At 41.9% G+C, this 12,860-nt stretch carries 15 protein-coding genes; all 15 read left to right on the forward strand.

Going from position 1 to position 12,860, the window contains the following annotated elements:
* The 15 genes from rpe (at position 1) to rnc (ending at position 12,852) form a co-directional block, all read left to right on the forward strand.
* Positions 1-651 carry a ribulose-phosphate 3-epimerase gene (gene rpe, locus FZC88_RS02815; protein ID WP_148993577.1) on the forward strand — a complete coding sequence of 217 codons (651 nt, stop codon included), beginning with the start codon at positions 1-3 and terminating at the stop codon, positions 649-651.
* Between the two features lie 57 nt (positions 652-708).
* Complete coding sequence (locus FZC88_RS02820) at positions 709-1,356, forward strand: thiamine diphosphokinase (RefSeq protein WP_148993578.1); 648 nt, start codon at positions 709-711, stop codon at positions 1,354-1,356.
* Positions 1,357-1,469: 113 nt separating this feature from the next.
* Positions 1,470-1,550, forward strand: coding sequence for a stage V sporulation protein SpoVM (spoVM, locus tag FZC88_RS02825; RefSeq protein WP_032088878.1), 81 nt, complete (start codon positions 1,470-1,472; stop codon positions 1,548-1,550).
* A gap of 381 nt (positions 1,551-1,931) precedes the next feature.
* Positions 1,932-2,120, forward strand: coding sequence for a 50S ribosomal protein L28 (rpmB, locus tag FZC88_RS02830; protein WP_034755741.1), 189 nt, complete (start codon positions 1,932-1,934; stop codon positions 2,118-2,120).
* 325 nt (positions 2,121-2,445) lie between these two features.
* Positions 2,446-2,808, forward strand: a complete 363-nt coding sequence (locus FZC88_RS02835; protein ID WP_034755738.1) for an Asp23/Gls24 family envelope stress response protein — start codon at positions 2,446-2,448, stop codon at positions 2,806-2,808.
* Positions 2,809-2,823: 15 nt separating this feature from the next.
* The gene (locus tag FZC88_RS02840) at positions 2,824-4,488 is read left to right on the forward strand and encodes a DAK2 domain-containing protein (RefSeq protein WP_148993579.1); all 1,665 of its coding nucleotides are present in this window, start codon (positions 2,824-2,826) and stop codon (positions 4,486-4,488) included.
* 98 nt (positions 4,489-4,586) lie between these two features.
* Positions 4,587-5,249: an L-serine ammonia-lyase, iron-sulfur-dependent subunit beta gene (sdaAB, locus tag FZC88_RS02845; protein ID WP_148968705.1), complete on the forward strand. Its 663-nt coding sequence runs from the start codon at positions 4,587-4,589 to the stop codon at positions 5,247-5,249.
* A 50-nt stretch (positions 5,250-5,299) separates the two neighbouring features.
* The gene (gene sdaAA / locus FZC88_RS02850; RefSeq protein ID WP_148993580.1) at positions 5,300-6,193 is read left to right on the forward strand and encodes an L-serine ammonia-lyase, iron-sulfur-dependent, subunit alpha; all 894 of its coding nucleotides are present in this window, start codon (positions 5,300-5,302) and stop codon (positions 6,191-6,193) included.
* Complete coding sequence (recG, locus tag FZC88_RS02855) at positions 6,180-8,231, forward strand: ATP-dependent DNA helicase RecG (protein WP_148993581.1); 2,052 nt, start codon at positions 6,180-6,182, stop codon at positions 8,229-8,231. The genes sdaAA and recG overlap by 14 nt, the downstream gene beginning before the upstream one ends.
* Positions 8,232-8,323: 92 nt before the next feature.
* Positions 8,324-8,905, forward strand: coding sequence for a transcription factor FapR (fapR, locus tag FZC88_RS02860; RefSeq protein WP_148993582.1), 582 nt, complete (start codon positions 8,324-8,326; stop codon positions 8,903-8,905).
* A complete protein-coding gene (gene plsX / locus FZC88_RS02865; RefSeq protein WP_148993583.1) occupies positions 8,906-9,895 on the forward strand; it encodes a phosphate acyltransferase PlsX in 990 nt (329 codons plus the stop codon).
* A 1-nt stretch (position 9,896) separates the two neighbouring features.
* Complete coding sequence (gene fabD, locus FZC88_RS02870) at positions 9,897-10,841, forward strand: ACP S-malonyltransferase (RefSeq protein WP_148993584.1); 945 nt, start codon at positions 9,897-9,899, stop codon at positions 10,839-10,841.
* Positions 10,842-11,585: a 3-oxoacyl-[acyl-carrier-protein] reductase gene (fabG, locus tag FZC88_RS02875; protein ID WP_148993585.1), complete on the forward strand. Its 744-nt coding sequence runs from the start codon at positions 10,842-10,844 to the stop codon at positions 11,583-11,585. It begins immediately after the preceding gene.
* A gap of 92 nt (positions 11,586-11,677) precedes the next feature.
* Positions 11,678-11,911, forward strand: a complete 234-nt coding sequence (gene acpP / locus FZC88_RS02880) for an acyl carrier protein (RefSeq protein ID WP_113968250.1) — start codon at positions 11,678-11,680, stop codon at positions 11,909-11,911.
* 194 nt (positions 11,912-12,105) lie between these two features.
* Positions 12,106-12,852, forward strand: a complete 747-nt coding sequence (gene rnc, locus FZC88_RS02885; protein WP_148993586.1) for a ribonuclease III — start codon at positions 12,106-12,108, stop codon at positions 12,850-12,852.
* Positions 12,853-12,860: the final 8 nt, after the last annotated feature.

Genomic DNA, 12,860 nt, shown 5'->3' on the forward strand with positions numbered 1-12,860 from the left:
ATGAAAATCGCACCTTCCATTCTGTCTGCAAATTTTGCAGAGTTAGGGAATGAAATTAAAGATGTTGAAAAAGGGGGAGCGGACTATATCCACGTGGATGTGATGGATGGTCACTTCGTACCGAATATCACGCTGGGGCCAATGATCGTGAAAGCGATTCGCCCGTTAACCTCATTACCACTGGACGTACACCTAATGATTGAAAATCCAAGTCAATATATCGAAGCTTTTGCAGATGCGGGAGCTGACTATATTACCGTCCATGTAGAAGCAGACCCCCATTTGCACAGAACGATTCAGATGATCAAAAGTAAAGGTGTAAAAGCGGGAGTCGTCCTAAATCCTGGGACGTCTGCTGAGTCCATCAAGCCAATTTTGCAAGATGTCGATATGGTTCTGCTTATGACTGTGAACCCTGGCTTCGGTGGTCAATCATTCATCCCGTCGGTCGTCCCGAAAATCAAACAGATTCGTGAATGGGCAAATGATATCAATCCTACCCTTGAAATAGAGGTGGACGGGGGCATTAACCCTGAAACGGCAGCCATTTGTGCTGAAGCAGGAGCAGATGTGTTTGTAGCAGGTTCTGCCATCTATAACCGCAGTGATAGAAGGGCAGCAATCGAAGAATTAAAGAGATCTCTTGTATAAGAGACGACAGGCTGATCCTATGGGGTCAGTCTATTTTTATAAATGGGAGTGGAGAATATGGAAATCAATATCGTTGCCGGCGGACCAGAAAGATACATCCCTGAATTGAACTCATATTCGGGTGATGAGGCAAACTGGATTGGTGTGGACCGTGGGGTCTACACGTTACTCGAACAAAAAATAGAACCGCATGTCGCTTTTGGAGATTTTGATTCTGTGAACGAGAAAGAGTGGGAGCTGATCCAACAAAAAGTGAAGGAAGTCAATCGTTTTAAGCCTGAAAAGGACGAGACGGATCTGGAGCTTGCCCTGAACTGGGCGATTGATCAGAATCCTGTCAAAATCAACATTTTTGGAGCGACCGGTGGACGGCTTGATCATTTTATGGGCAACCTTCAATTATTAATGATTCCGAGGCTTTTAGATACGGACATCAAGGTAGAAATCATTGATGTTCAAAATCGGTTATACCTAGCCGAATCTGGAGTTCATTCCGTTGAAAAAAGCCCGGAATTACAGTATATTTCATTCGTCCCGGTAACCGAAAGTGTCGAAGGAATCACCCTCACCGGCTTTAAATATCCATTAAATAATCGGAATATTTCAAGAGGTTCCACACTATGTATTAGTAATGAACTTATACAATCATCTGGTACTTTTTCCTTTTCAAATGGCATATTAATGGTGATAAGAAGCAGTGATTAAAGCTTCTAAAAACCAGGTAGAAAAGAAGACGTACTTAACTGAGACTGCTTGAATAGACTAAACTGTTGTCAAGCGAAACATTACGTTCTTTAGATTGTGGGGAGGGACTAAAAATGCGCTTTTATACAATTAAATTACCAAAATTCCTGGGTGGACTTGTGAGGGCGATGTTAGGAACGTTTAAAAAAGAATAAATGGCTTGTTGGAGGTGGCTAGAATGCCATCTTCTTTTTGTTTTCTGTTGATTCGTCTTATGCTTCTCGGGGCTGACCAAGCCGCCTCCGCTTTTCTGCGATGTCCAGCTCCAGGGGCTTGAGGCTCGAGGCTCGAGGTCATAAGTTAAATTGACCAAAAAGGCAAAGAGCGCTTTTCCGGTCAATTCATCTTATGCTTGTCGGGCCAACCAAGCCGCCTTCGCTTTTCGGGGTGTAAAGTATTTTTTCTTGAAAGGTTTTAATTGTAGTATTGCATTATGGAAAGTTGTGTGATAAATTATTAAAGTATCTTTATGATAATAAGCGAAATGTGGAACTGAAATTAACTTCAGCTTCTTGTTAGTGAGGAGGGAATATATTATGGCAAAACAATGCGTAGTAACAGGCCGTAAAGCTAGCTCAGGTAACGCTCGCTCTCACGCAATGAATGCGAACAAGCGTACTTGGGGTGCAAACCTGCAAAAAGTTCGAATTCTTGTAGACGGAAAGCCTAAGAAAGTATGGGTTTCTGCAAGAGCGTTGAAATCTGGTAAAGTTGAACGCGTATAATACTTAAAACGAGAAGACGTCTAGTTGCTAGGCGTCTTTTTTCTATCTTCTGGCGGTAGAGGTGGGGCAAAGTGATCTCCCGGTTACTAGAAAATCAGGACATATCTTGATTAAGTATCTGGAACATGGACAATCCTTTCTCGTAAAGACGATTATCATCACTCACTTCACCTGAAGTATAAATGATTAATCTTTGCATATTAAGGAAAAAATAGAAAGTATGACCCAACAAATCACGTAGAGATAATAGTTTAGCTTTCAAAAACAGTATACTTATAGTAAAATGTTTTTAGCCAAGCATGTAATTAAAGGGGGAAAACATTCCATGTCCATCGAATTAAAAACGCAGTACGGACAAATTGATATTACGAATGATGTCATTGCAATGATTGCTGGAGGTGCAGCGGTGGATTGCTACGGAATTGTTGGAATGGCTTCAAAGAACCAAATTAAAGACGGTTTCACAGATATCTTACGTAAAGAAAATTTCACTCGCGGAGTGATCGTTCGTCAAGATGAAGAGGAAGTACATATTGATATGTATATTATTGTGAGTTATGGTACAAAAATTTCTGAGATTGCCCATAATGTACAATCCAAGGTTAAATATACTCTTGATAAGACCGTCGGCTTGGCGGTAGATTCAGTAAATATTTTTGTGCAGGGGGTTCGTGTCACGAACCCGTAGTGAGGAGGAAGATTCGTGTCGATTACATCTTTGGAAGGAAAACGTTTTGCTGAAATGGTGATACAAGGTGCCACCCAATTATCTGCCCATGCGCAGCTGGTTGACGCGCTGAACGTTTTTCCTGTTCCTGATGGTGATACTGGAACAAATATGAACTTATCCATGACTTCTGGTGCGAAGGAAGTTCAAAACCATATTCAAGGTCATATTGGAAATGTGGCTGCTGCTCTTTCAAAAGGGTTGTTGATGGGAGCAAGAGGTAACTCAGGTGTTATCTTATCCCAATTGTTCAGAGGCTTTGGTAAAGCAATTGAAGGGAAAGAATCCTTATCAAGTGCAGAATTTGCCAATGCACTTCAAACAGGTGTAGAAACAGCTTATAAAGCGGTTATGAAACCTGTTGAAGGAACGATTCTAACGGTTGCGAAAGATGCTGCGAGAAAAGGTGTTTCTGTAGCTGAAACAGAAAATGATTTCGTAAAGCTTATGCAGGCAATCGTCGATGAGGCTCAGGCTTCGTTAAATCGTACACCTGATTTACTTCCTGTTCTAAAAGAAGTGGGAGTGGTTGATAGTGGTGGTCAAGGGCTACTATTTGTATATGAAGGATTTTTAGCTGAGCTAAAGGGAGAAAAGGTTTCAAATCAAGCTTCGTTACCGTCCATGAATGATCTCGTGAGTGCTGAGCATCATAAAACAGCTCAAGATTTCATGAGTACGGAGGATATTGAATTTGGCTATTGCACTGAATTCATGGTTAGATTTGAACAGGACAAACAGTCATTTGATGAAGAAGATTTCCGTCAGGATTTAAGCGGATTCGGTGATTCCCTGCTTGTCATAAGTGACGATGAATTAGCAAAAGTACATATCCATTCTGAACAACCGGGTGATGTATTGACGTATGGTCATAGATACGGAAGTCTCATCAATATCAAGATTGAAAACATGAGACAGCAGCACAGCAGCATCGTTGGTGAAACAAAGCCAGTAAAAGCTCAGACTCCTGCTGCACCAAAAGAAGTTGACTTTGCCATTGTTACGGTTGCTATGGGTGAAGGGATTTCCGACTTGTTCAAAAGCATCGGCGCTACGGCTGTGATCGAAGGTGGTCAAACGATGAATCCAAGTACGGAGGATATCGTGAAAGCTGTTGAAGAAGTGAATGCCAAGAAAGTCATTATCATGCCGAATAACAAAAACATTATTATGGCAGCAGATCAAGCGGCAGAAGTCCTTGAAATGGAAGTAGCTGTTGTCCCAACGAAGACAGTACCTCAAGGAATGGCTGCATTACTTGCTTTTAATCCATCAGCCTCTGTTGAAGACAACAAACAGTTAATGACAGAAGCTTCAAAGCAGGTCAAAACGGGTCAAATCACGTTTGCTGTAAGAGATACGAATATTGATGGTGTGGCGATTGCGAAAGATGACTTTATGGGAATCGCAGAAGGTAAGATTGTTATTTCTGATCATGACCGTCAAAAGTCGGCGCAAAGCTTATTAGAGAAAATGCTGGATGAGGACTCCGAAATTTTAACCATCCTATATGGTGAAGATGTATCAGAAGAGGACGTGCATTCATTAAAAGAGTATGTAGAAGAGCATTATGAAGATGTAGAAGTGGAAGTTCATAATGGTAAACAACCACTTTACTCCTATATATTCTCAGTTGAATAAGGAATAAAGGAAGGGGGGACAGCTCTATATGGAGTTTGTCCCCTTCAATTATGTTAGAATGGATGTATAGTTTGGATGTTAAGTGAGGGGGAAAAGTCATGAAATACAAAAGTGTATTTGATATTATCGGTCCTGTTATGATTGGTCCATCAAGTTCACATACGGCTGGTGCTGCCAGAATAGGAAGATTGGCGAGAAACTTGTTTCGCAGGGAACCGAAATGGGCGACGATATCCTTTTATGGATCATTTGCAAAAACGTACAAGGGTCATGGAACAGACGTAGCCATTGTAGGTGGAATCCTCGATTATGATACATATGATGAACGAATTATCGAATCAATCAATGTAGCAAAGAAAAAAGGAATAAAGATCAAGTTTCAAGAGGAAGATGCCATCACGGATCATCCGAATACGGCTCGAATCCGGATGGGAGATGACAAAGGAGAAATCGAATTAGTGGGTATCTCCATTGGTGGAGGGAAAGTTGAAATTATCGAACTTAACGGATTTGAACTCAAACTGTCAGGTCACCACCCTGCCATTCTGGTCGTTCATGACGACCGATTTGGGGCGATTGCATCTGTATCCAATGTCATTGCCAAACACCAATTGAACATCGGGCATATGGATGTTTCGCGAAAAGAAAAGGGTCAGATGGCATTGATGACAATAGAAGTGGATCAGCCGATTGATGAAGCTGTCATCAATGAATTAACGTCACTGCCCAATATTACTCAAGTTACGCGGATTTCCGATTAAACAATTACTATAATGATAGCGTTTACATTCATGCGAGGAGGTCATTTTAAATGTTTCGAAATGTAGCAGAGTTAGTAGAACTTGCTGAAAGTCAAAATAAGAAAATTTCTGATATTATGATTGAACAGGAAATTGAATTTACAGGAAAATCATTTGATGAAGTATACAGTCAAATGGAGAGAAACCTTGAAGTGATGGAACAGGCTGTAGCCAGAGGGCTGGAAGGTGTGAAATCACATTCAGGTTTAACAGGCGGGGATGCTGTGCTTTTACAAAAGTATATTGAAAAAGGCAACTCACTTTGTGGGGACACCATCCTGGATGCAGTAAGTAAAGCGGTAGCAACCAATGAAGTGAATGCTGCAATGGGGACGATTTGTGCGACGCCAACTGCAGGATCTGCAGGAGTTGTTCCGGGAACGTTGTTCGCTGTTAAAAATAAGCTGAATCCTACTAAAGATGAAATGATCCGCTTCTTGTTTGCGTCTGGAGCATTTGGGTTTGTTGTAGCGAATAACGCTTCCATCTCAGGTGCAGCGGGTGGATGTCAGGCTGAGGTTGGATCTGCCAGTGGAATGGCTGCAGCAGCTATAGTTGAAATGGCCGGGGGAACTCCCAGCCAATCCGCTGAAGCCATGGCGATTACCTTAAAGAATATGTTAGGGCTTGTGTGTGACCCGGTTGCGGGACTCGTTGAGGTACCCTGTGTGAAGCGGAATGCAATGGGAGCGGCCAATGCGATGGTTGCAGCGGATATGGCACTTGCAGGCATAACGAGTCGTATTCCGTGTGATGAAGTGATTGACGCCATGTACAAAATCGGTCAAACAATGCCGGTGGCTCTCCGTGAGACGGCTCAAGGAGGATTGGCTGCCACCCCTACAGGCAGGGAGCTTGAAGCGAAAATCTTTGGGGTTTCCCTGAATAAACGTGAAGAATCATAATGAAGGACTAACGATCCAGGACATCAAGGGGATTGGTGAAGAAACAGCTGTACAGCTGAATGCAATGGGGATTTATTCTGTTCTGGATTTGTTAGAATACCTGCCTTACAGGTACGAGGATTACAGGCTTCGAGACTTGGAGGAAGTCGCCCATGATGAGCGTGTCACAGTGGAAGGGAAGGTCCATTCAGAGCCTGCACTGATGTATTATGGGAGAAAAAAATCCCGTTTAACCCTGAGGATATTGGTTGGTAGAAATTTAGTTCAGGCCGTTTTTTTTAATCAGCCGTATTTAAAGAAGAAAATAAACCTTCACGATACGGTGACGGTGACAGGGAAATGGGATAAGAATAGGCAAATCATAACGGTTCAGTATTTTCAGTCGGGCCCACATGGGAAACAGGGGGACTTTGAACCTGTTTATTCATTAAAAGGCTCTATTAAAAACAACACACTTAGAAAATTCATTAAAAAGGCTTTTCAGGACTACAGATATTTGTTGACGGAAAACCTGCCTTATCATCTAATGGAAAAATATAAGCTGTCAAGTCGCAAGGATGCTCTTTATCATCTTCATTTTCCAGATTCCACTGAAGAAATGAAGCAGGCAAGAAGACGATTTGTGTATGAAGAGTTCTTGTTGTTTCAACTGAAAATGCAGGCTCTTAGAAAATTTGAAAGAGAACATTCGTCTGGCGTGCAGCAGCATTATGATTTAGATAAGGTCAAAGCATTTATTGACTCTTTGCCGTTTCCTTTAACTGATGCACAAAAGCGCGTGGTAAATGAAATTTCAGCGGATATGAAGTCCCCTTATCGCATGAATCGCCTTTTACAAGGTGACGTTGGTTCGGGGAAGACCGTCGTATCGGCAATTGCATTATACTCCAGTGTAACTGCAGGATATCAAGGGGCTTTAATGGTTCCTACAGAGATTCTGGCAGAACAGCATGCAAACTCTTTGAGTGAATTGTTGGAACCAGTTGGCCTTTCTGTTGCCCTGTTAACAAGTTCGGTAAAAGGAAAAAGAAGACGGCTTTTATTAGAAAAATTAAAAGACGGAGAAATTGATATTCTTATTGGAACACATGCACTTATTCAGGAGGATGTTCAATTCAAGCATCTGGGGCTCGTTGTAACCGATGAACAGCATCGCTTTGGGGTAAATCAAAGACGTGTACTAAGGGAAAAAGGGGAAAGTCCTGATGTATTGTTTATGACAGCGACTCCGATTCCACGGACTCTTGCCATTACGGTCTTTGGTGAAATGGATGTAAGTATAATCGACCAAATGCCGGCAGGAAGAAAGGCGATTGAAACTTATTGGGCTAAAGCGGATATGCTATCAAGGGTGCTTTCGTTTATGGACAAGGAGTTAGATCAGGGCAGGCAGGCCTATGTGATATGTCCTCTGATTGAAGAGTCGGACAAACTGGATGTTCAAAATGCGATAGATGTTTACAATCAATTGCTGCACTACTTTGAAGGACGTTACAACGTCGGATTGATGCATGGGAGGCTTCACCCCGATGAAAAGGATGAAGTGATGAGGGAATTCAGTGCAAATCATCTTCAAGTGCTTGTATCCACCACGGTTGTCGAAGTGGGTGTGAATGTTCCTAACGCTACTTTAATGCTGATATATGATGCCGAGCGCTTTGGGTTATCTCAACTTCATCAGTTAAGGGGAAGGGTTGGACGCGGCGAACATCAATCCTATTGCATTCTTCTTGCCGAACCGAAAACCGAGGTTGGAAAAGAACGAATGAAGATCATGACGGAAACCAATGATGGATTTGTTCTGAGTGAAAAAGATCTTGAACTAAGGGGTCCGGGAGATTTCTTTGGAAGAAAGCAGAGTGGTCTTCCTGAGTTTAAAGTGGCAGATATGGTGCATGATTATCGTGCGTTGGAAGTTGCTAGAGATGATGCTGCAGGCTTAATTCAATCCGATCATTTTTGGAAGGATCCCGAATATGAACCGCTCAGGGAGTATTTATCCGGATCGGGGATATTAGAGGGTGAAAAGCTAGACTAGACAGGCAGATTGTGAGATTATTTCTTGCAATCTGCTTTTTTTGATTATATACTACTATTAGTACCTAGTACTAATACTGGACGGTGTTGATATTGAGACTTTCAAAGAAGGAAAGACAGGGGAACCTTACAGACACGATAAAGGAAAATCCTTTTATAACAGATGAAGAATTAGCAGAACGTTTTCGAGTGAGTGTGCAGACAATCAGGTTGGATCGTATGGAATTATCGATCCCTGAACTTCGTGAACGGATTAAATATGTCGCAGAGAAATCTTTTGAAGATGAAGTGAAATCATTGCCTATTGAAGAGATTATTGGAGAAATTATTGATATAGAGTTAGATCATAGTGCGATTTCCATTTTTGATGTAAAACAAGAGCATGTTTTTGTGAGGAATGGGATAGCAAGGGGGCATCATTTATTTGCTCAAGCGAACTCTCTTGCTGTTGCCGTAATTAATGATGATCTAGCGTTAACAGCCAAGTCAACGATCCGATTTACCCGACCTGTTAAGGAAGGTGAGCGTGTTGTTGCGAAAGCGAAAGTGATACATATGAAGGATCAAAAGGATCGAACAACTGTAGAAGTTCAAAGTGTAGTCGGTGGCGAACTCGTTTTCACAGGTGAATTTGAGATGTATCGCTCTAAAAAATCTGCAAAGGATGAAGCGTAGATGAAGTTAGCCGTAGATGCAATGGGCGGAGATCATGCTCCTAAAGAAATAGTTCTTGGTGTGAAACGGGCATTAAGTGAATTCAATGATATAGAAGTGCTCTTATACGGAGATGAAAATCAAATAAAACAGTACATCACACCAGTCGATCGATTGACAATCGTTCATACGGATGAAGTGATCGAGGCAACAGACGAACCTGTTAGAGCCGTTAAACGCAAGAAGAATGCATCGATGGTTCTGATGGCGCAAGCGGTTAATAATGGAGAAGCGGATGCGTGTATTTCAGCAGGGAATACAGGTGCGCTTATGACCGCGGGATTGTTCATTGTAGGCAGAATTGATGGAATTGAAAGACCTGCCTTGGCACCTACGCTTCCAACACTGGATGGTAAGGGGTTTCTTATGCTCGATTTAGGAGCAAATGTCGATGCCAAGCCAGAACATCTGTTGCAATATGCAATCATGGGGAGCATATATGCCGAGAAAGTAAGAGGGATCAACAATCCTCGCGTAGGCTTATTAAACATAGGGACCGAAGATAAAAAAGGGAATGAATTAACCAAGAGGACATTCCAATTATTAAAGGACGCTCCTATTCATTTTATTGGAAATGTGGAGTCCAGGGACTTACTTGAAGGACCTGCGGATGTCGTCGTTACCGATGGGTTTACCGGGAATATGGTGTTGAAGACGATTGAGGGAACGGCTCTTTCTGTTTTCTCTATGCTTAAAAAGACGTTCACAGCTTCAACAAAAAATAAATTGGCTGCAGGATTAGTGAAAAATGATTTAAAGCAAATGAAAAATATGCTTGATTATACAGAGTATGGAGGCGCGGGATTATTTGGTCTGAAGGCACCGGTGATTAAAGCCCATGGCTCATCAAATGAGGTTGCCCTATATAATGCCATGAGACAAGCCAGGGAAATGGTGAAACACAATGTCTCCAATACGATTAAAGATGCTATCAAGGGGAGTGAAGAATAACATGAGTAAAATTGCATTCATTTTTCCCGGACAAGGTTCTCAAACTGTTGGGATGGGAAAAGAATTAGCTGACAAATACCCTGAAGTACAAGCGTATTTCGCTAAAGCGGATGAAAGATTGGAATCGGAATTAACAAGTGTTATATTTGATGGACCGCAAGAAGAACTTACTCAAACGACAAATGCTCAGCCAGCTTTATTAACAACGAGCATCGCGATTCTGGATCGTTTAAGAAAAGAAGGTATAACAGCAGATTATACGGCCGGACATAGCTTAGGTGAATATTCCGCCCTGGTAGCTGCAGGTGCCCTCCGCTTTGAAGATGCGGTGTATGCTGTTCGTAAAAGAGGGGAATTCATGGAAGAAGCGGTTCCAAGTGGAGAAGGCACGATGGCTGCTGTTCTGGGAATGGCAAGAGAGCCACTAAAAGAGATTACCGATCTTGTAACGGAAGACGGACATCCGGTAGGGCTGGCAAACTTAAATTGTCCTGGTCAAATTGTGATATCAGGTACGGTGAAAGGAGTGGAACTTGCTTCAGAGAAAGCCAAAGAAGCTGGAGCGAAGAGGGTCATTCCACTTCAAGTGAGTGGTCCATTCCACTCTCAATTAATGAAACCTGCTGCAGATCAATTTGTTTCAATTTTGGATTCAATTACGATTGAAGATGCAGCTGTTCCGGTCATTGCGAATGTGACGGCAGAACCTGTGACCAATCGTGAAGAAATCAAGCGTTTATTAATCGAACAATTATACTCACCTGTTCAGTGGGAAGATACTGTCGGGAAATTGCTTGAATTAGATGTGGATACGTTCATTGAAGTTGGACCCGGTAAAGTACTTTCAGGCTTAGTGAAGAAAGTGAATAGACGGGTGAAAACGTATGCTGTTCAAGACGAAGCCTCGTTGGAACAAACCATCCAAGCGTTAAAGGAGGAAGGCTAAATGAATTTAGAAGGAAAAGTTGCCCTTGTAACGGGAGCATCCCGGGGAATCGGGAGGGAGATTGCTCTTGAGCTTGCCCGTGAAGGCTGTAATATAGCCGTCAACTATTCTGGTAGTGAAGCGAAGGCTAATGAAGTCGTCGATGAGATTAAAGGTTTAGGCCGGGAAGCCATTGCCGTACAATGTAATGTCTCAGATAGTGATGCTGTTCAAGCAATGGTGAAGGAAACGATTGGCCAATTCGGTTCAGTGGATATTCTAGTTAATAATGCTGGAATCACGAGGGATAATTTATTAATGAGAATGAAAGAAGCAGAATGGGATGATGTCATTAACATCAATCTTAAAGGCGTTTTCCTTTGCACCAAGGCAGTTACACGCCAAATGATGAAGCAAAGAAGCGGTCGAATCATCAATATTTCTTCAATTGTCGGTGTGAGCGGAAACCCTGGACAGGCAAACTATGTGGCAGCTAAATCCGGTGTGATAGGTTTAACGAAAACAACAGCCAGAGAATTGGCACCCCGGGGCATCACGGTGAATGCAATCGCTCCTGGTTTCATTTCCACGGATATGACGGATCAGCTTCCGGAAGACGTACGTAATGAAATGTTAAAGCAAATTCCTTTAAGCCGCTTTGGAGGTCCTCAGGATATTGCGAAGGTGGTAACGTTCGTTGCATCTGAATCTGCTTCTTATATGACAGGGCAGACTCTTCATATCGATGGCGGGATGGTCATGTAACACAAAAAATAATAATTTATTAATTGTTTTCGTGGATACTCTTTTCATTAGAGGTCAAAATGCTCTATAATACTTGAGGGGAGGTGACAAAAATGGCAGAAGTATTAGATCGTGTAACAAAAATTATCGTAGATCGTCTAGGTGTTGATGAATCTCAAGTAACTCTTGAAGCTTCTTTCAAAGAAGATCTAGGAGCTGACTCCCTTGATGTAGTTGAGCTGGTTATGGAACTTGAAGATGAATTTGACATGGAAATCTCTGACGATGATGCTGAAAAAATCGGCACAGTAGGTGATGCTGTGAACTACATAAAAGCAAAAGCTTAATCGTTAGATTGAATTAAAAGATAAGCGCATGCTGATCTTTCATTCAATACCATTTGAAACTTGGTAGAGGTCTCACTTCTACCAAGTTTATTTGTGTTCTAACGTGCGCAAGAAACTTTTTGCGTAATTGCTTTTTTTAGCATAAACTTGATAAGTAGAAAAAAGAGAACATATAGAGCAAGGTGGAGTGCCTTATGCGGAAGCAAAGTAGAAACAAAGGAATATCCAGACATAAAAATGATAGTAAGTTTAAAACGTTTCAAGATGAAATCGGAATTCAATTTAATGATGAAAAACTACTTAAACAAGCTTTTACTCATTCATCCTATGTGAATGAGCATCGTCGTAAGCCTTATGAAGACAACGAACGTTTAGAATTTCTTGGGGATGCCGTTTTGGAATTAACGGTTTCTCAATTCTTATTCAAGAAGTATCCAATGATGAGCGAGGGTGAACTTACGAAATTAAGGGCTGCCATAGTATGTGAGCCTTCCCTGGTTAAGTTCTCGATTGAAATGAATTTCGGTGAACTCATCTTACTTGGTAAAGGTGAAGAAATGACAGGCGGTCGGGAAAGACCAGCATTACTCGCGGATGTCTTCGAGGCGTTTATCGGAGCGGTATATTTGGATCAAGGGTTAGAAACAGTGATTTCAATCCTTGAAAAAGTTGTCTATCCAAAAATTAACGTCGGTGCTTTTTCTCATGTGATGGATTATAAGAGTCAGTTACAAGAGCTGGTACAACGAGGAAGTGCAGGGATGATTGAATACAGCATCCTTGAAGAGAGCGGGCCAGCCCATAACAGGCAGTTTATTTCCCGGGTCAGTTTAAATGACGAAGAATTAGGCATAGGAAAAGGACGATCTAAGAAGGAAGCTGAACAACAAGCCGCACAAAAGGCTCTTGAGAAGCTAAAACAAAAGCTAGACGCTAAATAGGGGGAAAG

It is taken from the genome of Rossellomorea aquimaris (assembly GCF_008180865.1).
Taxonomy (GTDB): Bacteria; Bacillota; Bacilli; order Bacillales; family Bacillaceae_B; genus Rossellomorea; species Rossellomorea yichunensis.

What these genes read in the sequence shown, in the direction of transcription:
- rpe (WP_148993577.1), top strand. Translation starts at nt 1, where the DNA reads ATGAAAATCGCACCTTCCATTCTGTCTGCAAATTTTGCAGAGTTAGGG.
- FZC88_RS02820 (WP_148993578.1), top strand. Translation starts at nt 709, where the DNA reads ATGGAAATCAATATCGTTGCCGGCGGACCAGAAAGATACATCCCTGAA.
- spoVM (WP_032088878.1), top strand. Translation starts at nt 1,470, where the DNA reads ATGCGCTTTTATACAATTAAATTACCAAAATTCCTGGGTGGACTTGTG.
- rpmB (WP_034755741.1), top strand. Translation starts at nt 1,932, where the DNA reads ATGGCAAAACAATGCGTAGTAACAGGCCGTAAAGCTAGCTCAGGTAAC.
- FZC88_RS02835 (WP_034755738.1), top strand. Translation starts at nt 2,446, where the DNA reads ATGTCCATCGAATTAAAAACGCAGTACGGACAAATTGATATTACGAAT.
- sdaAB (WP_148968705.1), top strand. Translation starts at nt 4,587, where the DNA reads ATGAAATACAAAAGTGTATTTGATATTATCGGTCCTGTTATGATTGGT.
- sdaAA (WP_148993580.1), top strand. Translation starts at nt 5,300, where the DNA reads ATGTTTCGAAATGTAGCAGAGTTAGTAGAACTTGCTGAAAGTCAAAAT.
- plsX (WP_148993583.1), top strand. Translation starts at nt 8,906, where the DNA reads ATGAAGTTAGCCGTAGATGCAATGGGCGGAGATCATGCTCCTAAAGAA.
- fabD (WP_148993584.1), top strand. Translation starts at nt 9,897, where the DNA reads ATGAGTAAAATTGCATTCATTTTTCCCGGACAAGGTTCTCAAACTGTT.
- fabG (WP_148993585.1), top strand. Translation starts at nt 10,842, where the DNA reads ATGAATTTAGAAGGAAAAGTTGCCCTTGTAACGGGAGCATCCCGGGGA.
- acpP (WP_113968250.1), top strand. Translation starts at nt 11,678, where the DNA reads ATGGCAGAAGTATTAGATCGTGTAACAAAAATTATCGTAGATCGTCTA.
- rnc (WP_148993586.1), top strand. Translation starts at nt 12,106, where the DNA reads ATGCGGAAGCAAAGTAGAAACAAAGGAATATCCAGACATAAAAATGAT.